Source organism: Bacillus sp. NMTD17, assembly GCF_002998735.1.
Lineage (GTDB): Bacteria > Bacillota > Bacilli > Bacillales > Bacillaceae > Bacillus.
Window position 1 is genome coordinate 127,968 of sequence record NZ_PVRH01000001.1, and the last position, 24,250, is coordinate 152,217.

At 42.5% G+C, this 24,250-nt stretch carries 20 protein-coding genes; 12 read left to right on the forward strand and 8 right to left on the reverse strand.

Annotation, left to right across the window (positions count from 1 at the left end; all coding sequences use genetic code 11):
• The first annotated feature begins 99 nt into the window (after positions 1-99).
• The 6 genes from C6347_RS00620 (at position 100) to C6347_RS00645 (ending at position 5,634) form a co-directional block, all read left to right on the forward strand.
• On the forward strand, positions 100-1,371 hold the full coding sequence (locus tag C6347_RS00620) for a GntP family permease (RefSeq protein WP_106036363.1): 1,272 nt from the start codon (positions 100-102) through the stop codon (positions 1,369-1,371).
• A gap of 31 nt (positions 1,372-1,402) precedes the next feature.
• On the forward strand, positions 1,403-2,542 hold the full coding sequence (locus C6347_RS00625; RefSeq protein ID WP_060597638.1) for a glycerate kinase: 1,140 nt from the start codon (positions 1,403-1,405) through the stop codon (positions 2,540-2,542).
• Between the two features lie 93 nt (positions 2,543-2,635).
• Complete coding sequence (locus C6347_RS00630) at positions 2,636-2,974, forward strand: zinc ribbon domain-containing protein YjdM (RefSeq protein ID WP_060597637.1); 339 nt, start codon at positions 2,636-2,638, stop codon at positions 2,972-2,974.
• 327 nt (positions 2,975-3,301) lie between these two features.
• Positions 3,302-4,231 carry an ABC transporter ATP-binding protein gene (locus C6347_RS00635; protein WP_106071278.1) on the forward strand — a complete coding sequence of 310 codons (930 nt, stop codon included), beginning with the start codon at positions 3,302-3,304 and terminating at the stop codon, positions 4,229-4,231.
• Complete coding sequence (locus C6347_RS00640) at positions 4,228-5,181, forward strand: ABC transporter permease (protein ID WP_106042889.1); 954 nt, start codon at positions 4,228-4,230, stop codon at positions 5,179-5,181. The genes C6347_RS00635 and C6347_RS00640 overlap by 4 nt, the downstream gene beginning before the upstream one ends.
• Before the next feature lie 24 nt (positions 5,182-5,205).
• On the forward strand, positions 5,206-5,634 hold the full coding sequence (locus C6347_RS00645; RefSeq protein ID WP_106071279.1) for a DUF4064 domain-containing protein: 429 nt from the start codon (positions 5,206-5,208) through the stop codon (positions 5,632-5,634).
• Between the two features lie 46 nt (positions 5,635-5,680).
• Here C6347_RS00645 and C6347_RS00650 read toward each other — a convergent pair whose 3' ends face one another.
• From C6347_RS00650 to C6347_RS00680, 7 genes are all read right to left on the reverse strand, one after another.
• The gene (locus C6347_RS00650) at positions 5,681-7,009 is read right to left on the reverse strand and encodes a CitMHS family transporter (RefSeq protein ID WP_106071280.1); all 1,329 of its coding nucleotides are present in this window, start codon (positions 7,007-7,009) and stop codon (positions 5,681-5,683) included.
• Positions 7,010-7,306: 297 nt separating this feature from the next.
• On the reverse strand, positions 7,307-9,373 hold the full coding sequence (locus tag C6347_RS00655) for a beta-galactosidase (RefSeq protein ID WP_106071281.1): 2,067 nt from the start codon (positions 9,371-9,373) through the stop codon (positions 7,307-7,309).
• A 23-nt stretch (positions 9,374-9,396) separates the two neighbouring features.
• Positions 9,397-10,605: a glycoside hydrolase family 53 protein gene (locus tag C6347_RS00660; RefSeq protein ID WP_106071282.1), complete on the reverse strand. Its 1,209-nt coding sequence runs from the start codon at positions 10,603-10,605 to the stop codon at positions 9,397-9,399.
• 11 nt (positions 10,606-10,616) lie between these two features.
• Positions 10,617-11,459, reverse strand: a complete 843-nt coding sequence (locus C6347_RS00665; RefSeq protein ID WP_106071283.1) for a sugar ABC transporter permease — start codon at positions 11,457-11,459, stop codon at positions 10,617-10,619.
• Position 11,460: 1 nt separating this feature from the next.
• Positions 11,461-12,699 carry a carbohydrate ABC transporter permease gene (locus C6347_RS00670; protein ID WP_076840566.1) on the reverse strand — a complete coding sequence of 413 codons (1,239 nt, stop codon included), beginning with the start codon at positions 12,697-12,699 and terminating at the stop codon, positions 11,461-11,463.
• Positions 12,700-12,837: 138 nt separating this feature from the next.
• Positions 12,838-14,103, reverse strand: a complete 1,266-nt coding sequence (ganS, locus tag C6347_RS00675; protein WP_106071284.1) for a galactooligosaccharide ABC transporter substrate-binding protein GanS — start codon at positions 14,101-14,103, stop codon at positions 12,838-12,840.
• A 172-nt stretch (positions 14,104-14,275) separates the two neighbouring features.
• Entirely contained in the window at positions 14,276-15,271 is a 996-nt protein-coding gene (locus tag C6347_RS00680; RefSeq protein WP_076840564.1) for a LacI family DNA-binding transcriptional regulator, read from the reverse strand.
• 172 nt (positions 15,272-15,443) lie between these two features.
• On the opposite strand from C6347_RS00680, the gene C6347_RS00685 reads away from it, so the two are divergent.
• The gene (locus C6347_RS00685; protein WP_034660520.1) at positions 15,444-16,343 is read left to right on the forward strand and encodes a LysR family transcriptional regulator; all 900 of its coding nucleotides are present in this window, start codon (positions 15,444-15,446) and stop codon (positions 16,341-16,343) included.
• A gap of 15 nt (positions 16,344-16,358) precedes the next feature.
• Here the strand turns inward: C6347_RS00685 and C6347_RS00690 are convergent, their stop codons facing one another.
• Positions 16,359-18,035 carry a hypothetical protein gene (locus tag C6347_RS00690; protein WP_106061335.1) on the reverse strand — a complete coding sequence of 559 codons (1,677 nt, stop codon included), beginning with the start codon at positions 18,033-18,035 and terminating at the stop codon, positions 16,359-16,361.
• Positions 18,036-18,585: 550 nt separating this feature from the next.
• Between C6347_RS00690 and C6347_RS00695 the strand changes: the two genes are divergently transcribed.
• The 5 genes from C6347_RS00695 to C6347_RS00715 all read left to right on the forward strand — a co-directional run bounded on the left by C6347_RS00695 (position 18,586) and on the right by C6347_RS00715 (position 24,225).
• On the forward strand, positions 18,586-18,924 hold the full coding sequence (locus C6347_RS00695) for a DUF3969 family protein (protein WP_045210169.1): 339 nt from the start codon (positions 18,586-18,588) through the stop codon (positions 18,922-18,924).
• Positions 18,925-19,088: 164 nt separating this feature from the next.
• Positions 19,089-19,946 (forward strand): MurR/RpiR family transcriptional regulator, encoded by an 858-nt coding sequence (locus C6347_RS00700; RefSeq protein ID WP_060597627.1) that lies wholly within the window; start codon positions 19,089-19,091, stop codon positions 19,944-19,946.
• A gap of 185 nt (positions 19,947-20,131) precedes the next feature.
• The gene (gntK, locus tag C6347_RS00705; RefSeq protein ID WP_106071285.1) at positions 20,132-21,676 is read left to right on the forward strand and encodes a gluconokinase; all 1,545 of its coding nucleotides are present in this window, start codon (positions 20,132-20,134) and stop codon (positions 21,674-21,676) included.
• A gap of 24 nt (positions 21,677-21,700) precedes the next feature.
• Positions 21,701-23,029 (forward strand): GntP family permease, encoded by a 1,329-nt coding sequence (locus tag C6347_RS00710; RefSeq protein ID WP_034660515.1) that lies wholly within the window; start codon positions 21,701-21,703, stop codon positions 23,027-23,029.
• Between the two features lie 89 nt (positions 23,030-23,118).
• The gene (locus tag C6347_RS00715) at positions 23,119-24,225 is read left to right on the forward strand and encodes a DNA alkylation repair protein (protein WP_106071286.1); all 1,107 of its coding nucleotides are present in this window, start codon (positions 23,119-23,121) and stop codon (positions 24,223-24,225) included.
• Positions 24,226-24,250: the final 25 nt, after the last annotated feature.

Consider the following 24,250-nt stretch of genomic DNA (forward strand, 5'->3'; position numbering starts at 1 on the left):
AATGAAGGGATAAATTAAAAAAATTCATCTAGATTCACAACCCGATCCCCACTAGTAAACGCTTACAATTGGAGAAAGACATTTTGGGGGAGATCGAGGATGAGTGGAGATGTGACAGTAAGTACACTGGGAGCCGTGACGGCGCTTGTGATAGCGATTGTTCTTATTCTAAAAAAAGTATCACCTGCATATGGCATGCTGGCAGGTGCCTTCATAGGCGGCTTGGCAGGCGGTGTAGATATTGTTCAGACCGTCAACGTCATGATGGAAGGCGCTAAGGATATGATTCCGGCTGTCCTCAGAATTATGGCGGCAGGTGTACTAGCTGGCGTTTTGATTGAGTCGGGTGCAGCTTTAACTATCGCCGAGGCTATCGTGAAAAAGCTTGGAGAGGCGAGGGCGTTATTAGCACTCGCACTGGCAACCATGATTTTAACAACAGTGGGCGTTTTTGTAGATGTAGCTGTTATCACGGTAGCGCCCATTGCACTTGCCATTGCCAAACGGGCAAAGCTGTCGAAAACGGGGATTCTACTTGCCATGATTGGAGGCGGGAAGGCAGGGAATATCATGTCACCGAATCCGAATGCCATTGCCGCTTCTGATGCTTTTGGTGTACCGCTTACTTCAATGATGGCTGCGGGTGTCATCCCGGCTGTGTTTGGATTGGCTGTTACATATGTGTTAGCCAAAAAGCTTGCAAAAAAAGGGACACCTGTTCTTGAAGAGGAAACTGCGCAAAGCAAAGTTCAAGTGCCAGCTTTTTTTCAAGCACTTGCGGGTCCGCTTGTCACCATTTTATTGTTGGCTTTAAGACCGCTTTTTCAAATCAATATAGACCCAATGATCGCCTTACCGATCGGAGGCATTGTAGGCGCTCTTTTCATGAAAAAAGGGAAGTTTCTCAATGATTATGCGATATCGGGGCTTCATAAAATGTCGGGTGTAGCGATTATGTTATTAGGGACAGGCACACTAGCAGGAATTGTATCGAATTCTTCCTTAAAAGATGTGTTTATTCAAGCACTCGATGCATCGGGATTACCTCCGTATTTACTTGCACCAGCTTCAGGGATATTTATGTCAGCCGCCACCGCTTCGACAACAGCAGGAACGGCGGTAGCGAGTGGCGTATTTAGCGGTACATTAATTGGCCTTGGCGTATCTGCTCTTTCAGGAGCAGCCATGATTCATGCTGGGGCAACAGTGCTAGATCATATGCCGCACGGGAGCTTTTTCCATGCCACAGCAGGAAGTGTTCAAATGAACATCAAAGAGCGGTTGAAACTCATGCCATTTGAATCGTTAATTGGTTTGACATTAACCGTCGTATCGACCATTATATTCGGCGTTTTCCAGTTGTTTGGCTGATGACATTTGATAGGAAACGAGGGGCTTTAGGATGAAAATTGTGATTGCACCAGATTCATTTAAAGAAAGTTTATCTGCATATGAGACAGCATGTGCCATTGAACGAGGATTTCATGCGATTTTGCCAAACGCTGAATATATCAAACTTCCAATGGCAGATGGAGGAGAGGGAACTGTTCAATCGCTAGTTGATGCGACGGGCGGGCACATTGTCAATCAAGTGGTCACAGGCCCGCTTGGGGAGCCTGTTGATGCCTTTTTTGGCATGTTAGGGGACGGTCAGACTGCCGTCATAGAGATGGCCGCAGCCTCTGGGTTACACCTTGTTCCGCAAGAAAAACGCAATCCCTTATTCACGACATCGAGAGGAACAGGGGAATTAATGCTTGCGGCACTGGATCAAGGAGCGAAGCATGTCATCATTGGGCTTGGCGGAAGTGCAACAAATGATGGCGGCGTTGGGATGATGCAAGGATTAGGTGCGGCTTTTCTTGATAATGCAGGACAGGAGCTATCGCGAGGCGGTGGAGCCCTTCATCAATTAGCTTCTATTGATCTATCTGGACTTGACCCAAGACTGCAATCCGTTCGGCTGGAGGCAGCTTGTGATGTGGACAATCCTTTAACGGGTGAAAGAGGAGCATCTGCTGTATTTGGTCCTCAAAAGGGTGCTGATAAAGAAACGGTTCAAGTGTTAGATAAAAACTTAGCTCATTTTGCACAAGTAGCAGAAAAACAGTTCAATGTATTTTTTGAAGGTGTAGCAGGGGCAGGAGCGGCAGGAGGACTTGGTGCGAGTTTATTAGGCTTTTTACACGCCGATTTGCAAAGAGGAATTGATATTGTGCTGAAGGCAGTTCATTTTGATGATGTCATCAAGGAGGCAGACCTTGTCATTACTGGGGAAGGCCGGATTGACCAGCAGACCATTTATGGAAAAACGCCAATTGGTGTAGCCAAAGCAGCAAAGCAGTATCACCTGCCTGTGATTGGTATTGCGGGCTCCCTCTCAAAAGACAGTGCAGTTGTACATGAGCATGGAATTGATGCACTTTTTAGTATCGTTCCAGGTGTAACTTCTCTTTCTGAGGCGATGAGAGATGGGGCTCTTCATGTAGAGAGAACCGCTCGGAATATTGCGGCTGCTATATCAATTGGAAGAAATAAGTAAACGTTGAAAAATGTTTCCTTTTCTATCACATTCCTTTCTATAGAAATGTGGTAAAATTGTATGAAATAAAATAGAAAGTTGGAGGAAACACAAATGTCTAATCTACCGAATTGTCCTTCATGCAGTTCACCTTATACTTACGAGGATGGCAGTCTGCTGGTTTGTCCTGAATGTGCCCATGAATGGTCACTTGAACAAGAACAAGCGGCAGAGGACCAGCTTGTTGTCAAAGATGCGAATGGGAATCTGTTAAATGATGGGGACACGGTCTCTGTCATCAAAGATTTAAAAGTAAAAGGTTCTTCTTCCGTTTTAAAAATAGGGACGAAGGTCAAAGGCATTCGTTTAGTTGAAGGCGATCATAACATTGATTGTAAAATTCCTAGCTTTGGCGCAATGAAGTTAAAATCAGAGTTTGTGAAAAAGGTTTAATAACGAAAGGAGGCTGTCAGTAAGAGGCCTCTTTTTATTTCTTTATTTATAGGTGAAAGGAATAATCTTAAACAGAATTCCATACATATATACCTGTTGAAAAAGGTTCATTTTTTAAAAAAATCAAGCCTCTTTTCACATAAAAAATTGCTGTTTTCTTAACCCTACCTTAAAAAAGGCAGATGATTCGCTAAATTTTGCCTAATCCCCTTCACAACTTTTGGGCATTGCTGTACCATATGGAAGTGTTCTTCTATTTTTAACGGATCATGGTGTTTATCAGGAAATAGATGATAGATAATACTTAGACAAAGAAGGAGAGGTAACGTGACGAACGTTTTAGAACTGCATAATGTATCTAGGCATATTCACGGGAAAAAGATTGTTCAAGACTTGAGCTTTTCTGTCCAAGCGGGCGAGGTCTTTGGCTTCTTAGGACCAAACGGCGCAGGGAAAACAACAACCATTCGTATGATGGTCGGTCTTTCTCCTATTACATCTGGCGACATTCTGATTAATGGTCATAGTATTCAATCCTCATATCAGCTTGCCATTCAAGATGTTGGTGCCATAATTGAAAACCCAGAAATGTATAATCACTTAACAGCCAGACAAAATCTTGTTCACTTTGCCAGAATGAATGGGAAAGTGGATGAAGGGCGAATTGATGAGCTGCTAGAGCTGGTCAGCTTACAGCACGTGAAACATAAGCGTGTCCGTACGTTTTCATTAGGAATGAAGCAGCGTTTAGGCATTGCGCAGGCTCTTATACATAGACCGAAACTGCTGATATTAGATGAGCCGACCAATGGACTTGATCCAGAGGGAATTCGCATGATACGAGATTACTTGAGAAGGCTGGCAAAGGAAGAAGGGCTGGCTGTTATTGTTTCAAGTCACCTCATGTCAGAAATGGAATTGATGTGTGATCGTTTTGCGATTATCCAAAAAGGAAAGCTGATTGCGATTGAGGATCAGCGTACAGAGACGAATCAAGACGAACTGGTCAATTATCGAATGAAGGTCGCATCTGGTGAGCTGGAAGAAGCGCAGAAGCTCATCGGTGTATTTGAGGAAGGCACGACTGTTAGAGAAGAGGAGCAGTATTTATTCCTCTCCTTGACAGAAGAGAAAATGCCGGAATTGATTCGTCATTTGAGTGACGCGTCCATTCATTTGTACGAAATCAAAATAGAAAAACAAACCTTAGAAGATAAGTTCTTAAGCTTAACAGGTAAAAAGGAGGCAGACGTATGATTCGCCTCATTCAAAACGAGTGGATGAAGATCAGTTATCGTGTTGGAACTTGGATTATGGTTGGACTTCTTGTTTTAGGTATGATTGCCACACTGATCTTTGCACTTAAAACAAATGACGAAGATCAATCATCCGGAGCTTGGAAAGACCAACTAGAAATGATGAATACTGAGAACAAGAAGGAACTCAAAGAAACAGAAAATGGTTTCTTTAAAAGAAGCCTTGAAAAAGAGATAGCTATTAATGATTATCGAATCAAGCATAACTTACCGCCAGCTAATCAGTTTAGTGACAGTGTATGGGATTATGTAAAAACAAACGCCAATTTACTTCAGCTTGTAGGTGTGTTTGTGATCATTATTGCTTCCACCATTGTCTCGGCTGAATACAAGCATGGTACAATTAAATTATTATTGATTCGCCCACCATCAAGGCTAAAGATCCTAATATCTAAATATATTACGGTGCAGCTGTATGCTCTTTTACTAGTTGTGGTACTGTTTCTCTTGTCATTTATATTGGGTGCCATTTTCTTCGGCCTCAACACTGATTATGTGAATTTGGTCTATCAAAATGGTGAAGTGATTGAACGTTCGCAGTTTGCAAATATGGTCTTTTATTATCTTGCTCATTGTGCAATGTTTGTCGTACTGGGAACACTTTCGTTCGCCATTTCTACAGTATTTAGAAGTGAAGCTATCTCCATCGCTATTAGTGTGTTAGCTTATATTGTGGGTGGATCAATTACAGGTATTTTAATGCTCTTCTTTGATTGGTCAAAATATTTGTTATTTGCAAACGATCCATCCCAATACTTTATGGAACAGGTTACTCTTATCGAAGGTATGTCTCTAGGATTTTCATTAACAGTCCTAGTCATCTATTGGGCTATTTTCTTGGCCATTGCCTTAATCGTCTTCCAAAAGCGAGAAGTGAAAACAGGCAGTTAATTTAACTTTTTAGGAGGTTTACACATGATTAAACGTAAAGGTGAAAAAATTATGGGGATTATTAGTATTATCCTCAATGCCATTGGTGTTGGGTTTGGAGCATTAATTCTCTCCTTAGGTCCATCATTTTATGATGAAATCAATGAAGTGTTACAAGAGGAAGGAGAAACATTGCCGATTGAAACGCTTCAGGCTTCGATTAATTCATTTGGTACTCAGTTCATGGTTGTTTCCGCAATTGCGGCTGTGCTATCGATTGTCGGTGTGATTCTTTTGAAAACAGATCGCCGTGCCGTGCTTTCAGGTATTCTTTTCTTGGTGTCTGCTGTGACTCTTTTAATTGGAACAGTCGGTCTTGCATTTGCTCCAATGGTTCTATTGTTTATCATTGGATTGATGTCTCTTATTAGAAAGCCGAAAACAGACATTCACACGAGTGAATATCCTTCATAAATACAAAGAAAAAGACATGCGTCGTTGTACGCATGTCTTTCTTTTTTTAAATGATACCGATCAGCAACGCCACGAACAGAAGGATAATACTGAATCCCCACATCCAAAAGAAGGAGTAGCGGATATGTTTCCCCATATCGACCCCTGCAAGGCCTATCGCAAGCCAAACGGCTGGAGCGAGTGGACTGACAAAGGTTCCGATGATGTTACCAATCATCATGGCATACGCAGCGGAAGTGCCCGACACGCCAACCTCAGATGTAATCGATTCGACAATTGGAAGTAGAGCATAATAATAGGCGTCTGTGCTTGTCAGCATATCCAGCGGTACCCCAAACATCCCAACAATGATATGTAAAAATGGAAGCAGGAAAGCAGGTAGAATCTGAATGCTGTCCACAGCAATAGCTTTTAGCATGCCCGTTCCTTCGAGAATTCCTAAAAATGAACCTGCGGAGAAAATAACGGCAGCCATCATGAGTGCACTAGGTGCATGCGCCTTGATTCTCTCCATTTGTACATCCACTTTCGGATAGTTAATTAATAGTGCGAGAGAAAGACCAATCATAAACATATAACTAGCCGGAATCACGTTGAGCACAAGAAGGACAACTACGGCTATAAACAGAATGAAATTCACCCACATCAAGTGATAACGTTTTAAAGCGGCGTCACCTGTCTCGCTAATGGATTGAATAGCCCGGTCCCAATCTGCGCCTTCTAATTGAACAGCAGCGATTTCGTTTGCAGCGATTTTTACCCGAATGCGTTTTTCTTCCCTTTTCCCTAAAATAAATGCCATTCCTAATACGAGAACGACTCCAATGAGCTGAATGGGAATGAGCGGCACCCAAAGTTCAGATGGGTCTATATTCAACACACTTGCTGCCCGTCCTGTGGGGCCAGCCCACGGCACCATATTGGTTAAGCCGGCACTCGTCCCAATCAATAACAGCAATAAGTACGGACTCATATGTAATTTTTTATAAAGCGGTAGCAGTGCAGGTACAGTTAATAAAAAGGTCGTAGCTCCTGCTCCGTCTAAATGAGCGATGACTCCTATTAGAGCTGTCCCCATCGCAACCGTGACAACATTTCCCTTTGTCAGTTTAATGAGCGCTTTTATTACAGGTTCAAAGAACCCTGTATCTTGTAAAATACCAAAAAATAAAATGGCGAAGATGAACATGGTCGCCACTGGAAGTACTTTAATAATCCCTTCTTCAAAGAAGGATTGAATGTCATTAATTCCAAATCCTGCGATGAATGCCCCGATTAAAGGCACCATGACCATGGCAACAATTGGACTTGCTTTCCCCCAAATCAGCAATACAACAATCGTTAAAATAATCAATAATCCAACAAACGTTAACATAAGTCCCTCCCCCTACAATAAACCGTTTACATTTACTTGCTCTTTTTATGACAATGCAGTCCCACATCTGCATTGAAAAAAAGGGTATCAAAAATATGAGCATTAGGCAACCGCTTTCATACCTATACAATGGTAAAAAAGGATGGTGAATCCATTCACGGCGCGGTATCAAACATGTCAAAAAATTTAGATAAAATATAACGATTCAAGGGCATTTCTACAAGTGAATATATTTATATAGGTATTTAGAATCATTAAAATAAAAGAAGCGTCCAATGAATGAACGCTTCTTTCAAATTATTTTTTCAAGATGACGTACTCGTAAGGGTCAAGCTGAAGCTGGTCTGGCACCTGCTCTTCAGTCAGCATATTTTCATAGCTTTCCGCTGAATCTAGTGATATGTTCTGCAGCTCTTCTGTAAAATTCATCATAAATACATAGTCTTGCGTGCCATCTGTTCGTTTTTGTACACTAACTCCCTCTGGAATCACAGATGATAGGACGGGCTGTATACCCATTCCTGCGATGAGATCCTCGTAAAACTCATCATAAAAAATCTGCTCATTTTCGGAAGCCATATAGTATGCTTTTCCATCTCCAAAAGGATGGACAGTAAGGGCTGGCTGTCCTTCATAGCAGCCATTCTCAAAATGCCCTAACACAGAGGCCGTTTCAGGATGAATGGATTCGCAATATTGCCCGACATGGTAGGTGCGTCCATTCCCTGTGGTTATTAACACATGTTCATCTGGCATCAATGTGTTGATTTCCTCAGCCCATATGCCAAGTACATGACGGAGAGGGCCGGGGAAACCACCGAGGAAACATAGGTCATTTTCGTCGACCATGCCGCTCCAATATGTCGCGATAAAAATACCGCCCTTTTTGACAAAGGCTTCGATTTTTTCTGCGACGCCTGGTTTGATCATGTAGAGCATTGGAGCAACCAGCACACGATAGGATGAGAAATCCTTCTCCATGCCGACGATGTCAACAGGGATGCCTTTTTTCCAAAAGCTTCGATAGTGAGTTTGACAAGCCTCTACATAGCGTTTGTTTGTATTATTTAAGCCTTGTGCATCATCAATGGCCCAGTGGTTTTCCCAATCGTATATGATGGCGACTTCTGGTTGTACGGACGTGCCCGCAATGGGCTGCAGCTGCTCCAATTGTTTTCCTAGATCAGCGACTTCTTGAAACACGCGCGTATGTTCATGTCCGGAATGATCGACTACGGCGCCATGGAATTTCTCGGAGGCACCTCGGCCTTGGCGCCACTGGAAGTAAAGCACGGAGTCTGATCCGTGGGCAATCGCCTGTATGGCAGAAAGGTGTGCCATTCCTTTGTGTTTGACCTTATTCACTTCATGCCAGTTCACAAGGCTCGGTGTACTCTCCATAACGAGAAATGGCTGACCGTCCTTTAATGAACGATATAAATCGTGAACGAAGGCGACGTTTGACGCTAATTCGGAGGTTGTTTCCCTGCCGCTATGCCATGCTGGATAGCTATCCCATGAAATCACGTCGACCTCTTTTGCAAATTGATGATAATCCAGCCCAAGGAATGGGCGCATATGCGGGTAGTCGCCCATAAAGTTGGTGGTCACTGGGATATGAGGCGTCAATTCCCGCAGCGGTTCAATTTCATTTTGATAAAAATTGATCGTTTGCGCTGTGACAAAGCGCTTCCAGTCTAGGTTCATCCCGTGAATCATGTGCTCCCCGTGCGGTGCAGGTGATTCGATTTGTGACCAGTCACTATACGTGTGGCTCCAAAAACCCGTCCACCATGCTTGATTCAAAGCTTCAAGGTCATGATTGTATTTGTCTTTCAAATAGTCCCGAAATGCTTCCTGGCAAAGATCACAATGACATTCGCCGCCGTACTCATTCGAAATGTGCCACATAATCAGTGCTGGATGATCCTTGTAGCGTTCAGCCAGCAGCCGGTTGAGTGTATTCGTTTTTTCTCGATAAACCGGTGAGGTGAAGCAATGATTATGGCGCAGTCCATGTAAATTACGCTGACGGTTCGCTTCGACGCGCAATACCTCTGGATATGCTTGTGACAGCCAAGCAGGTCTTGCCCCGCTTGGCGTTGCGAGAATGGCGTGAGCCCCCTGAGCTGCCAAGCGGTCCATGATGTCATCCAGCCATGCAAAATCATACTGCCCTTCTTTTGGCTCTAGCTTACTCCATGCGAAAATGTTGATGGAGAATGTTTGACAGTGTGCAAGCTTCATTAATCGAAAATCTTCGTCAATGATCTCCGGCATATGGAGCCATTGATCTGGATTATAATCGCCACCATGCAAAAAGCCTTTCACATTTGGGTGAACGAGTGGGTAACGCTTTCCCATTTTGTCACGTCCTATCCTTTTAATTACGGTGTCATTTGTTTAAATACATCAAGAGAAGGCAGTGCTTTTCCGTTGAAATCAAACATCGCTTGATTTTCCCAAGCATTTCCGACTGTACCGGTTGTTTGGATATAAGCCAGCCCGTATTGACTAGACCACGGAGCGCCTTTCGCTGGAATCCAAAGCGGCTCCCAATAAAAGAACCCTTTTCCGCGATTGTTTTTCACTTGTGAAATTTTCTCTGATAGATCTCGTATAAAAGATGCCTGGCCTTGAGGTGAAGCCGGGTAGCCGGCTGTTTTGACAGAGTCTTGATTAAATGAATTCTCTAGGTTGTCGCCATTTGCTGTCGTAAACCCATAGGCGGTTTCCACAACAATCACGTCTTTGTGATAGCGGGCACTAATATCATTCATATTAGACGTCAGACCATTAAATCCACCGTCCCAATACGGGTAATAAGATAGACCGATCGTATCGAATGAGACGCCTCGTTTTGTGATTTCATCAAACCACCAGCGGGACGCACCATTGTCCCCTCCGTGTGCAAGGTGAAGCATGATTTTGATGTTAGAATCGACAGAGCGGACAGCATTTGTGCCAGCCTTTAGCAAAGCGGCGAGCCGGTCAAATTCCCCGCCGCCTTCACCCCAGCTCTTTCCATTTGGCCACAGCATGCCTGAGTTCAGTTCATTCCCAACCTGAACCATGTTCGGAAGGGCATTTTGTGCTCTCATCGCTTTGAGTACATCCCCTGTGTAAGTGTCGACCGCTTTTTCTAAATCGCTTTGTGAAAGAGATGCCCAAGCTTTCGGTTTGAATTGTTTACCAGGATCAGTCCAGAAATCACTGTAGTGAAAATCAAGCAGCACTTTCATATTTTGTGCTTTTGCACGTTTCGATAGAGCGATGGCTGTGTTTAAATCATTTGTCCCGCCGTTATAGGCACGGCCTTGGTTGTCGTATGGATGGTTCCACAGTCTAATGCGCACATAGTTGACGCCTTTTTCCTTTAATAGCTTGAGCGGGTCCACCTGTTTTCCGTTCTGGTCGAAGTATCTGCCGCCGCTTCTCTCTACTTCTGCAAGCATAGAGATATCGGCTCCTTTGATGAAATCACCCTGCAGTCCATTGATCGGCTGAACAGAAATCGTATCGGCTTTTGCTTCAGGCAAAATACCTAACCCCATAAAAAAGAAAACGACAACCGTGACGAGCATCCATTTTTTCATCAAATCTCCCCTTATCCTTTTGTCCCGCCTTGTGTGAGGCCGGATACAAATTGTTTTTGTAAAACAAGAAACAATAAAGCGACTGGAACCGCAATGAGTAAAGCCCCGGCTGCAAAGGTCGTGTAGCTGGCCCCCATTTTGTCTGACACAAGATTGTACAGACCGATCGGGAGCGTATACATTTCGGGTGAGCGGACAATGACACTGGAGATGATGAAATCACCCAGTGGTCCTGTAAAAGAGTTGATGGCAACAACCGCCAAAATCGGCTTAGCAAGCGGCATAATAATTTGGATGAAAATCCGGAAATGCCCTGCGCCGTCCATTCTGGCTGATTCATCGAGATCCTTCGGAATCGCATCAAGATAGCCTTTCATTAAATACGTATTCATCGGAATTTGCCCGCCTGCATAAATCAAAATTAGTGCGAGGTGGCTGTTAATCAGTCCAAGCATTTGAGCCAAAACAAAAATCGCAATCAGCGCTGAAAATTGCGGAATCATTTGCAACAGCAAAAAGAGCATCAGCCCATTTTTCCGTCCTTTGAATCGGAACCTAGAAAAGGCATAGCCTGTAAAGCTGACAAGAATTAACGTTAAGAGCATAGTCGCAATACTGATCTTCATTGAATTCCAATACCATTTTGCATAAAGTGCTCCCTGACCGAAAAAGAGCTCGGTAAAGTGGCTGAACGTTGGATTCTTCGGAAACATACTTGTACTCATGAGGCTGTTTCCAGGATTAAAGGAAGCACCGATTGTCCAAAGCAGTGGATATAGAATACAAATGGAGGCAATGAAAAGGATAAAATAAGTAATGCTCAGGCGAATGAGCTTGTTTTGTTTTGATCCCATATCACATCATGTCCTCCTCTTTGAATGAATTCGTTCTCTTAAACTGCCAGAGTGCAATGGCGATGACAAAGATTGAAAGTAAAATCGTGACAGCCGCAGCGAGTGCATATTGAGAGGACTGCATCGTAAGTTTATAAATCCAAGAAACCAAGATGTCCGTTCCTCCAGCGGTTGACCCCGCAACAGGCGGTCCCCCGCCATTAAATAAGTAGATAATATTAAAGTTGTTAAAGTTAAACGTATATTGTGTGATAAGGATGGGTGCAATGGAATAGAGAACAAGCGGTAACGTGATGGACCGGAATTTCTGAAAAAAATTGGCTCCATCGATGGTCGCAGCCTCATATAAATCCTCGGGAATCGCCTGCAAAACGCCTGTTGTCATAATGAAAACAAAAGGAAATCCAAGCCAAGTCTGCATCGCAATAAGGGCAATTTTGCTCCAAAATGGATCTGTCAGCCATGGTTTTGGATCAATCCCTATCGATGCAAAAAGTGTATTGTTAATGGCACCAAAGGTATCATTGAACAGTCCAGCAAACACCAAAATGGTCACAAAGCCTGGAACAGCCCAAGGAAGAATCAAAATGGTTCTAAAAAACCGTTTTCCTTTTAAATCCTTCTGATTGAGCAGAACCGCTAAAAAGATGCCGATGGCACATTGAAGGGTTGACGCGGCCAAAGTCCATACGACGGTCCAGCCAAGTACATCAATGAAGGTGTCTCTCCAAATATCAATGGAAAAGATATTTTGAAAGTTCTTGATTCCTACCCAGTCGATCAGATTGGCAGGAGGCGAGTGGTATAAATCATAGTTCGTAAAGGCAAGCGCAAAGCTGAACATAATAGGAAAGACAACAGAAAATAGAAGTAAAAAGAAAGCAGGAGTGCTCATTAAGTAAGGGAAGCCTTGATCGATGAGCTGATGATATTGAGCACGGATGGAATGAAGCGGAACCCCTTGATCACGTTTCTTTCCGTTTATAAAAGCATCACGCATCATGAGTACATAAAAGCCGATACCAAAACCAGCTGTTAACAGCGCAATAATCCCCTTGGCTAAAAGAAAAACAGAGTTGTCACGAGGCAGCATCGTCCCCAGTGTGAACAGACCCCAAAAGCCAATATTGAATAAATCATAAAATACAATCAAAAAAGAGACGCCAAACAGGAAAAAGAGTGCCCCTTTGCCGTATTGTTTGTTGTATATCTGCCCCATCCCGGGTATAAAGGAGAACATTAGCGCCCGTCTCCGGTGTGTCTTTGATTCCACTGTGTGTGTGCGGTCTAGTTCAAGGTTACCCGTCACGTCTAACACCTACTTCATATGAAATTAGATCAACTACGGGCAGCTTGATAGACTACCCGCATTTGATGGTTATTTGGAGTGATTTGCTTTAATTTGAGAGTCGATTTGATTGACCGCATCATCAAATGCCTTTTTCACATCTGTACGACCAGTTGCAATGAGACCTAATGCACTATCAATCGGCTTCCACACTTCTGCCATTTCAGGATTGTTCGGTGTCAGCGTGGCATATTTCGTTTGTTTTGAAACAGCATCCGCATTAGCGTTTTCCGTAATGATTGGATCTTTCATCAGTTTTTTCACTGGTGGAATTTCCTCTGTCAATTCAAAGCGCTTCTTCGCATTTTTTTCGTTTGTGATAAACTCAACAAATTTCTCAGCAAGTTCTTTATTTTTAGAATAAGAGGAGACGTTGTAGCTCTTTACACCTAAGAAGGAGCTCATATGTTTTCCGTTAGGGAGTGTTGGCAGTTCAGCCACGCCATAGTCAATACCCGCCTTTTTAAATGGACCAAATGACCATGGACCAGAAATGACAGCTGCTGCTTTTTTCTCTGTGAATAAGGAGTTGAGGACATTGATTCCTTGTTCCCCAATGATGCCTTTCGGGAAAAGTCCTTCGCTAAAGAATTTTTGAATGTATTCTCCGCCTTGGATGGCGCCATCGTTGTTCAGACCAATGTCATTAACATCATAAGAGCCATCGCTTTTCTGCTTGAAAATATAGCCCCCAGATCCGCCTAAAACACTTTGCGCATAGTAAATTTCATCCCATTTCGCAACAAAGCCGTACTTTCCGTCTTTTGTCAGCTTTTTCGATAGATCATACCAGCCATCAAGTGTCGTTGGTGCCTTTTTGACAAGGTCTTTATTATAGAAAAGCACCGTCGTTTCAACGGATTTAGGAAGACCATACAGCTTGCCGTCTACCGTTTGTGATTGAATCGATTCGTCTGTGAAGGAGTTAATCACTTTTTGATCTGGTTTGATTTCCTGTAATAGCCCCTCAGTGACAGCTGATCCAATTTGATCGTGAGGCATCGTGATGACGTCTGGACCTGTCCCAGCTGCGCCATCTAGACGTAGAGCTTCAATTTGGTCGGCATAAGCTTTTTCGACCACTTTGATTTTCACATCATGTTGTTTTTCGAATTCTTTTACAGCGTCTTGAATCCCATCAGACTTTTTGACATCCTCCCACACTAGCAAGGTCTTTGTACCTGTAGATGCCGGCTGTGTACCGCTTGAATTGTCATCTCCCGGTCCGCAAGCTGAAAGCAGAAGCACAGCAGTACCAACGACTGCTGATAATGTCGCCCTTTTTCCCTTTTTCATTGGTAATCCCCTCTCGTTCTTTTTTCACAGATGATAAGAAAACGCTTTCTTAATGTGAGAATATCAACTTAAGTAAAAAAAGTAAACATATTTTATTAAATTTATTAAGTAAAATTTTTTACTCATATAGAGAGAAAAGAAGCCCTCCACATTGGACGGGGCTTCTAGTTGTTTATATCGTACTTTTCCGAAAGACAGGTTCTGAGGCAATCAGCACAGTTTTAGGTAATGTTCTGCCGTCCACAAGTCTTTCTAACAGTAAATCGACAGCTGTTTCACAAAGTAAAGACGTGTGGATATGATACGTGGTGAGCGGTGGTGACACATATTGAGACACATGAATATCGTTGATACTAAAGACGCTCACGCGGTTCGGCAGAGAAAATCCGCGCTCGTTTAATGCTTGTAAGCAGCCGATGGCAAGAGGATCACTAGCGACACAAAAAGCGGTGGGCAGATCATCATCAAGCTCATCAATCGCCTTCATCATCAGCGAATAGCCTTCATCTACTGAGAAATGATGACCGACATAGACCAATCGCTCATCAAGGACATTGTGAGCCATCATATATTCACGGAAAGTCGTTTCGCGAATATCAGGAATATGCACATTCGTATTCAGGTCAAGGTCTGTGCCGCCAATGAATCCAATGGATGTGTGTTTTTTTTCAATAAAAGAATCGATGATCTTTTCAACAATTCGTTTCAGATTTGGTTTTACAGAATCAAAACGGTCTTCATCCGGTGACGTATCAATAAAAACGATATGCTGGGTGATTGCATATAATTGATCAAGCTCTGACGTTTTAAATCGGCCGATGGCGATGATCCCTTCTGTAGAAGGATCAATGGAATGAAGCCCATCAGATGGATTGTAAGCGGTGACATTTAAACTCCGAGTATTGGTCAGTTCCTCAATGCCCAGACGAATGGATTTGAAATAAATATCTTCAAGCTCTTCCTTTTCGGTCATCCAATAGAGAAAGGCGATTTTTTTTAATGAATGTTTGAATGTTTTCTTTTGATAGGACAAAGCTTCTGCGGCGGCGTATACTTTTTCGCGTGTTTGATCCGTGACAGATAGGTTGGGATCTTGGTTCAGTACGCGAGATACAGTCGCAATGGATAATCCAGCTTTTTCAGCAATGTCCTTTATTTTAGCTGCCAAATCAGCACCTCCTATAGAAAATATCTCCTCCTAGTATAGAGTCTTTAAAAAAATTAGTAAATATTTTTATTAAATTGTTTTCAGTTAAGCGCTTCTTTACGCACTGGGAAGGAATTAGTAAGATATATATATGAAAGGTTTTGGATTAAGATTTCTGATAGGAGAGGGACCGATGTATTACGATGCACTGAAGACATTTGTGACAGTTGTGGAAGAGAAAAACTTTACAAAAGCAGCCCAAAAGCTGCGGATTTCTCAGCCGAGTGTCAGTCTTCATATTAAGAACTTGGAGCAGGAATTCCAGACCGTGCTGCTGAATCGTTCGCCAAAGCAATTAACGGTTACACCAACTGGGGATATGCTGTACCATCGATCAAAACAAATCATTCGTTTATATGAACAGGCGAAGCAGGATATTTATGAGCATCATCATCTGGCAAGAGGGAAGCTGACAATCGGGGCGAGTTTCACCATTGGAGAGTACGTGCTGCCGCAAATATTGGCAGAGTTTCATCAGCTCTATCCGCATGTTGATATTGAGGTGGTCATTGATAACACAGAGGCGATCGCCAGACATGTCCGCTTATTCCATGTTGACATCGGTTTGATCGAAGGACAGACCAATGACAAAGAACTAACTGTCGAAACTTTTCTAGAAGACGAGCTCTATATCGTGGCGCCATTAGATCACCCCTTTGCTAAGAAAAAGGATGTCACGATTGATCAACTGCAGAACGAAACATGGATCACGAGAGAAGAGGGATCAGGTACCGGAGAATACTTACAGCACGTCCTGAAATCAAATGGACTGAAAGCACGGACCTTTGTGACATTTAGCAGCAATCAAGCGATTAAAGAAGCTGTGATCCACGGAATGGGGCTTTCCGTTTTATCTAAATATGTCCTCCAGCGAGGCAGCATTGGCGGTGAATTGGCTGTCATTTCTGTGAGAGGAATGGATTTCAAACGAAAATTCTCCTATGTCGAGTCACCAATGACAGGGGGAAATAAAAATAAAGAATTGCTCGTTGAATTGTTAAGGAAAGAGAGAAAAGACGCTTCTCCTCAGTAGGAGAAACGTCTTTTTTTATAATCCTTTGATTTTGATTTCATCAACTGGAAGGAAGATTTCACCTGTATCTGTGTATTTCATGGTGACCTGATCGCCTTCTTTTAAATAAATGACAAGAGGTTCTTTTTCAGATGACATGGTGTAGCTTTTCCCATCGTCTAGCAGGAAGGTGACGGTTGTATAATCACCGGTCTTTTCTTTATAGACTCGTTTGACTTTTCCTGTAGCTTCTTTCTTTTCCTGCTTAGATGAACTGTTGACGGTGCCGCCGCCTTTTTGAAGAGCTGTCTTATAGGCTCTCAACGCTTCGTTTGGTGTTGAAGCGTACGCAGCGATTTCAGGATTGGCTGCAGAAACGATAAAGTAGTTTTGCAGGAATCCATTTGAATCGAGAACCGGTGTGAGCCAGCTGGCTTCTCCATAGAAATTATAGAGAATGGGCATGCGCCCTTTCCATTTCTTCTCGATGAATCGTTTTTCAATAATTTGCAGAGCGCCTTGAGAATCCATGTAGGACTCTTCAAGATTACCGGTATAATAAGTCGCTTTTCCTGTCCGGGCATTTGTCAGGGCATACCCAAGCATCGAATCAACGCCCTCTTTCGGACTTGTGAAATCTGTGAAGTAATACATATCTCCTTTTGAATCAAACACTGGACTTACATTGGCTTCTGTTCCTTCATCTGAAGGCAGCTTCACATCTGATTTTCCAAACATACTGTTCCAGAACCCGTGAATATAGTTTCCGAAATAACTGTTTTGCAGACTGACCGCTTCTGGTGAAACAGCGCCATCAATAAAAGCAGGTACTTGATCTAGAGCATATTTCTTCGTTGCACCTGTTTTGGCATCAACAACGACTACGCCGGAAGCTTTAAAGCCGTTTCGGGCAGAGATAAAATCGCCATACGTGCGAATGTAATAAGGTTTTCCATCATCATTGATTTCCAGCTGTGTATCGCCGTAGAAAATCAAATCAGGATACTGAAGGCGGATATGCCGCTCAATTTCTTTGTTGAAATAAGAGGAAGGTGTGTAAACCATCTCTGTTTTCACAAACTTTGGATTAGCAGATGAGTCGGTCGCACTTAATGTAAAGTAACCCGGCGTACTCCCCGAACGAATCCATTTAAAGAAGTCCGAGAACTCCACTGGGGCGATGTACACATACTCACCGTTGACCTTCTGGATTTGCAGGCTGCCAAGCTCATAGTAGCTTGTGTTTGGAACCTGTCCGAACGATTTCTTCATTTTGTTCCGAGCAAATTGAGGCGGTACACTTGCAGGTGTTTCCGTCTCATCAAACGCTTTGATTTCCACCTTTTGTTCCATTTTGGAGACATCAAATTTCTCATTCGCATTGAATAGAAAAGCTGTCGCCATATAAACACCGAGCAGTAATAGAATAAGAAACAGCACGCCTTTGATCTTACGCTCCAATCCAACTGACAAAAAGGCACCTGCTGCTGTCACAACAAGTCCAATCAACCATAGGGATGAAGGGTTACGATCTAAATTGGTGATGTAATAGAAAATAAAAATACCGACCATGAACAGCAAAGCAAGGCCTGCAATCCACATAAGCGGAACCTGCTGTTCTGTTCCTTTCTTTCTAACGAACAATCTGAGCGGTGTGAGCAAAAGGGTCAAAATCAGACCGATCACAACCGAAAATAACAAAATATATCCCACAAACAGATCTCCTTTCAAATCAATCACTCTTTTAGTATATACGAGTGAAGCGGGGAAAAGATTCATAAGAATCATACAGATAAGGTTTATAAAAAAATGAGTTTAAAAGACACTTATATATCGGAAGGTTAGGTGAAGTTTTCCTTGCGCTATATGATTAGATTATAGTGAATATTTTGTTATGTCATTCAAATATATCATTTTCCTTTTCTAATTATTTTTACTTTAATTGTATCGTTATTCTCACCGTCTGTAACATTCCATATTAATCGAGAGGCTTCTTCAAATGACAAAAGTGTACAAATTGGTTATAAAGGAGCCGATGCTGTATGGGGTCTTGTCATCCGTACTATTTTTGTAGACTAAAAAAGTTACAGTAAATAATAAGAAGTTGTTATCTGAGTTAAAACAGATTGAAGGAGGGACTTGGAAAAAAGTATATAAAGATGGCTATAAAGACGGAAAAAAGGTTTCTGTACATTATTTTCAAAGTAAATCTGGTTTGGTGTATGATGTGAAAGTTAAAAAAGGTTGGAGTGTGAAATGATTTATGAATAAAATAGAACTAAGATATTCTTCACATGAAGATTTAGATAGGATTATTGTTATAAATATCATTGGTATAATCATATCGCTAAAAGAAGGTTTAATCACTATAGAAGAAGCGGAAAAGCTCATGTTCAGTCCACGAACAATCGATGTTTTAAAAAAGAAAGGGATAAATGAAGAACTGATAAATATACTTCATTTGGGAACAGAACTTGAAGATGTAGAAAGTTTAATACCACATGAATTAAGTGATAGTTTAGAAGAAATAAGGGTAAAATGCTTAAGATTTTTGGAAAGAAATATAGAAAATGAAGTTGAAAATAATGTGGTAGATTGTTGAGCTAAAAGTGTATATTATAAAATTTTGAGTAAATCTTTTTTGATTTATTGATTAAAACGATGAATTCATAAAAAGAGAAGTCTGTGCAAACAGGCTTCTTTTTTATAAGATGGGAACATAAGGAAATGTATGCGCTCACATAAATAAGGGAGGAGTGAAGTAAATTGGCTTCTGTCAGTTTAAGTAGTATTGAAAAAATACGAGCAGCAAGCAGGGGATTGCCGCCAAAGCTGAAAGGAATTGCAGAACATATTACGAGTGAGCCCCGCGACATCATCCATTTGTCTATTGTCGAGCTTGCGAAAAAGACAGCGAGCTCAGAGGCAACGATTTTTCGTCTTTGTAAAAGGCTTGGATTTGAGGGCTTTCAAGATTTGAAGATTGCTATTGCCCAGGAAATAGACCAAACAAAGCCTAATTATGTAGATGAAGAAATGAGTCTTGATGATGATACAGCGATTTTTATGCAAAAGGTTTTTCAGGCGAATATATCCGCTTTAAAGGATAGCTTTCAATTGTTGAATCCAGAGGATGTAGAAAAGGCCATACAAATCATACATGAAGCGAAACGCTTAGAGTTTTATGGGAGTGGTGGGTCTGGACTCATTGCAACAGACGCTTTTCATAAATTTATGAGGACAGGTATCAACTGTATTGTTCACACAGATTCTCACTTTCAAGCGATGTCTGCTGGTCTCCTTGACCAGCACAGTACAGTGATCGGTATATCTCATTCTGGACGTAATAAAGATTTACTCGATGCGATGAAAACAGCAAAGGGAAAAGGAGCCAAAACCATCGGCATTACAAGCTATCAGCGCTCTCCATTGAGTCAGCTTGCAGATGTCACGTTGTATACAGCGACGCAAGAAACGGCTTTTCGAACAGAAGCGATGTCTGCAAGACTTGCTCAGCTGACTGTCATTGACGTTCTATATTTTGCACTTGCTCACTTAAGGCAGCAGGAAACAATAACAAATTTAAAGCAAATGCGAGAAACCATATCACAAAAAAGGGTGTAATGATTCCAAAAATAAATTTTTCTGATGATGAAAAATGCTGCTATGGTAACGATTGTGAGCTTTTGGATGAAAATAATTTTCTTTTCGGTCGTTGAATGTCGAAAAAATTATTTTTATAATGGGATTTAACAGGTATATCAAAAACTTCATATCTGATTTCAAATCAATGATTGGGCGTGATACAGATGAAGGGAAACCAGGCGGTAATTGGTTTGGATATTGGAACAACAAGTACAAAGGCGGTTCTGTTTGGACCACAGGGGAAAGTAATAACGAAGCATTCAGTACCTTATGATCTCATTCAGCCCCAGCCAGCATGGGTTGAGCAGGACCCTGAAAAGATATTAGAAGCCGTCATTGCGAGTGTAAGAGGTGCATTGACGACAGCAGCATTTGATGTAGCAAATCTCATCGGCATCGGGATTAGTACTGCGATGCATTCCTTAATTGTGATGGATGAGGATGGCAAGGCGTTAACGAACAGTATCATTTGGGCAGATAACAGAAGTGCAGAACAAGCGAAACGAATCTTATCAGATATGGATGGCTTCCACATTTATAAAAGGACAGGTACACCGATCCATCCAATGTCACCGCTTTCAAAAATACGTTGGATCAAGGAAATGGCACCTGATCTCTTCAAGAAGGTAGCGAAATTTATTTCTATCAAAGAATATATTCTATATCATTTCTTCGGTCAGTATGTCGTCGATTATTCAATCGCTTCAGCAACAGGTCTGTTCCATTTGGAAACGCTTCAATGGGATGAACAGGCGCTTCGTATTGCTGGAATTGAAGCCAGTCAACTGTCTGAACTTGTCCCAACGACGTATCAGCTGAGAGGACTTCAGCCTGAGATTGCACTGCGCATGGGCATTAAAGAAGATACACCATTTGTGATTGGTGCGAATGATGGCGTTCTAGCGAATTTAGGTGTTGGCGCGATTGGAAAAGGAGAGGTGGCTGTTACGATTGGGACAAGCGGTGCGGTCCGTACGGTTGTAGACAAACCAATCACAGATGAGCAATCAAGAACGTTCTGCTATGCGCTGACAGATAAACATTGGGTTGTGGGAGGACCGACCAATAATGGCGGGATCATGCTGAGATGGCTGAAGGATGAATTTGGATCTTCAGAGGTGGAGGTAGCAAAGCGCCTTGGTGTGGACCCTTACGATTTAATGATGGATATTGCGGAAAAGATTCCAGCAGGCTCAGAGGGACTGCTGTTTCTGCCATTTTTATCGGGTGAGCGTGCACCTTATTGGAATCCAAATGCGAGAGGCACCTTCTTTGGGATCGGTCTTCAGCATAAGCGGGAGCATTTTATTAGAGCTGTGTTAGAAGGCGTCATTATGAGTGTTTTCTCGATTGGTGTTGCCTTAAGAGATTTAACCGGTTCTGCAAAGGATGTCAGAGCTTCGGGCGGATTTGCACGATCTCCGTTGTGGCGGCAAATTTTAGCGGATACGATGGGCAGAGAAGTACTTGTTCCAGAAAGTTATGAAGCGTCAGCACTTGGGGCGGCTGTCCTCGCACTTCATAGTTTAGGTCATATGGAAGAGATAGAAGAGGTTCAAGAGTGGATTCGAATTTCTGCCCGTCATGAACCTAATATGAAGAACAATGAAACTTACATAGAGCTATTTTATTTATATGAGCGTCTCTACGATAAACTGAAGGATGAATTTGATGTCATTAGTGCGCTGCAATTAAAACAAAATCGTTAAACATCAGGGAAAAGGTGGGAGAACATGCTTTTATTCATCGTGATTGCGGCGATTGTCCTTTTACTCATTCTCATTACAATCGCTAAGTTGAATCCATTTGTGAGTTTAATTATTACTTCGATGCTAGTGGGCTTTGCTACTGGAATGGATTTGCAGGAAATCATTCAATCGATTAAAACGGGATTAGGCAATACGTTATCATTGCTGGCAATTGTTCTAGCGCTTGGTACAATGCTTGGGAAAATGATGGCTGAATCAGGGGGAGCAGAGCGGATAGCTCAAACTTTAATCGGCCGGTTTGGGACGAAAAATGTGCATTGGGCAATGATGTTTGTTGCCTTTATCGTGGGGATACCTGTCTTTTTCCAGGTCGGTTTCGTTCTTCTCATTCCTTTACTTTTTACAATTGCTATTGAAACAGGCATCTCGCTCGTGACAATTGGGCTCTCGTTAATTGCTGGCTTGTCTGTCGTGCATGGACTAGTGCCGCCTCATCCAGCGGCAATGGCAGCCGTTGGCATCTATCATGCCAACGTGGGGAAAACCATTTTCTTTTCTATAATTGTCGGATTGCCGACAGCGATTATTGCTGGACCGCTGTATGGTAAGTGGATTGGAAAACGGATACATAAACCAGTTCCGGAGATGCTGAGAAAGCAATTCACTGAACGAAATGAAGATCGAAGGCTCCCCGGCTTTGCGAATACGATGTTTACCATATTGGTGCCGGTGATTCTGATGCTTCTTGCCACATTGGCGGACATTATCTTACCAGAGGACAATATGTGGTTTCAGGTATTCAAGTACATCGGGGATCCAATTACAGCACTGCTGATTGCAACGGTGTATTCTTTCTTCAGTCTTGGCTTTATGCAAGGAATGAGCCGTGACCGAGTGCTTTCATTTAGCAACGAGTGCTTAGGACCAATCGCTTCCATTTTGCTTGTCATTGGAGCAGGCGGGGCTTTTAATAATGTGCTCATTGATTCGGGCGTTGGTGATTATATTGCAGATGTAGCCAAACACTCGCCGATTTCACCGATTTTGCTAAGTTGGCTAATTGCTGCGGTGATTCGTGTAGCAACAGGATCTGCGACGGTCTCTATGATGACGGCAGCAGGTATTGTAGCCCCAATTGCTGCAACTATGCCGGATGTGAGCAGAGAGCTGCTTGTGTTAGCAACAGGAGCGGGTTCGTTAATTTTATCTCACGTCAATGACTCTGGTTTCTGGCTGATCAAAGAGTATTTTGGTATGACCATTAAAGAGACGTTTTTGACATGGACGGCTATGGAGACGATCATTTCCGTTAGTGCTATTGCATTTATTATGATCATTAATATGTTTATATAGCGAACAACAGCCTGGTTCTTTGGAATTGGGCTGTTTTTGCTTGTTGTGATACCACTTTCTTCAGATTGGGGTAAAATAATGATATTGAGATGTGGGAGGTGGACACGATCGAACCATTAAAACATGTGTACCATGAATTATTTATTCAAGAATTAGCGGAGAAACTTGTACAGGCTTCGACTGTATTTGATGCTGAGCAATTCCAGCGGCTCGTGCTTCAAGAGGATTGGCAGCAGCTTGAGTTAAAAGGACGGATGAGAAGAGTCACTGAATCGATGCATGCCTGTCTGCCTGAGGATTATAAGCAGGCAATTGAGGTACTGCGTCAGGCAGCGCCGCATTTTTCAGGGCTTAGTGCGCTCGTATTTCCAGACTATGTCGAGACATATGGCCTTGCACATTGGGATCTCTCGATCAAGGCGCTCGAATTCTTCACGCCTTTTTCCACTTCTGAATTTGCCGTTCGGCCATTTCTGATTCAAGATCAAGACAAAATGCTGGCGCAAATGCTCGTATGGTCTCAGGATCAAAATGAGCATATACGGAGGCTTGCTAGTGAAGGCTGCAGACCGCGTCTGCCATGGGGCTTATCTGTTCCTTCGCTTAAAAAAAATCCTTCGGTCACACTGCCGATTTTGGAAAATTTGAAGTCTGACTCGGCGCGGTATGTGCAAAAAAGTGTAGCGAACCATCTAAATGATATCTCAGCAATTCAGCCTGATCTGATGAAGCAGACAGTTCAAAACTGGTATGGAACCAACAAACATACGAACTGGATTGTCAAACATGCATCCCGTACTTTACTCAAAAAAGGAGATCCAGATATCATGGCTTTGTTTGGCTATGGAGACGATCCATCCGTTCAGGTAACGGATTTGAAGATAGTACAAGACCCTATTCGGATCGGTGAGAAAATGACTTTTCATTTTACACTTCAGGCCGATAAGCCGCTAAAGCTGCGTGTAGAGTATGCCATAGACTACGTCAAAGCTCGGGGGACCCGCAATCAGAAGGTATTTAAAATTACAGAGTTTGAAACAGGCTCAGCGTTACATAGAGAATTCGTCAGGTCACAGTCTTTTCAAAATATGACGACGAGAAAACATTATGAGGGAACCCATACTTTATCGATTATCATCAACGGTATCCCAAAAGCGTCGATTGATTTTGAAGTGACAGAAGCCAGCAGCTCATGAAAAAACCCGCCTCAATGGCGGGTTT

Coding starts and splice junctions, on each gene's coding strand:
- C6347_RS00695 (WP_045210169.1), top strand. CDS start 18,586: ATGAATAAAATAGAACTAAGATATTCTTCACATGAAGATTTAGATAGG.
- C6347_RS00715 (WP_106071286.1), top strand. CDS start 23,119: ATGTGGGAGGTGGACACGATCGAACCATTAAAACATGTGTACCATGAA.
- C6347_RS00655 (WP_106071281.1), bottom strand. CDS start 9,373: ATGGGAAAGCGTTACCCACTCGTTCACCCAAATGTGAAAGGCTTTTTG.
- C6347_RS00625 (WP_060597638.1), top strand. CDS start 1,403: ATGAAAATTGTGATTGCACCAGATTCATTTAAAGAAAGTTTATCTGCA.
- C6347_RS00620 (WP_106036363.1), top strand. CDS start 100: ATGAGTGGAGATGTGACAGTAAGTACACTGGGAGCCGTGACGGCGCTT.
- C6347_RS00685 (WP_034660520.1), top strand. CDS start 15,444: ATGTATTACGATGCACTGAAGACATTTGTGACAGTTGTGGAAGAGAAA.
- C6347_RS00645 (WP_106071279.1), top strand. CDS start 5,206: ATGATTAAACGTAAAGGTGAAAAAATTATGGGGATTATTAGTATTATC.
- C6347_RS00660 (WP_106071282.1), bottom strand. CDS start 10,605: ATGAAAAAATGGATGCTCGTCACGGTTGTCGTTTTCTTTTTTATGGGG.
- C6347_RS00650 (WP_106071280.1), bottom strand. CDS start 7,009: ATGTTAACGTTTGTTGGATTATTGATTATTTTAACGATTGTTGTATTG.
- ganS (WP_106071284.1), bottom strand. CDS start 14,103: ATGAAAAAGGGAAAAAGGGCGACATTATCAGCAGTCGTTGGTACTGCT.
- C6347_RS00665 (WP_106071283.1), bottom strand. CDS start 11,459: ATGGGATCAAAACAAAACAAGCTCATTCGCCTGAGCATTACTTATTTT.
- C6347_RS00630 (WP_060597637.1), top strand. CDS start 2,636: ATGTCTAATCTACCGAATTGTCCTTCATGCAGTTCACCTTATACTTAC.
- gntK (WP_106071285.1), top strand. CDS start 20,132: ATGAAGGGAAACCAGGCGGTAATTGGTTTGGATATTGGAACAACAAGT.
- C6347_RS00640 (WP_106042889.1), top strand. CDS start 4,228: ATGATTCGCCTCATTCAAAACGAGTGGATGAAGATCAGTTATCGTGTT.
- C6347_RS00710 (WP_034660515.1), top strand. CDS start 21,701: ATGCTTTTATTCATCGTGATTGCGGCGATTGTCCTTTTACTCATTCTC.
- C6347_RS00670 (WP_076840566.1), bottom strand. CDS start 12,699: ATGTTCTCCTTTATACCCGGGATGGGGCAGATATACAACAAACAATAC.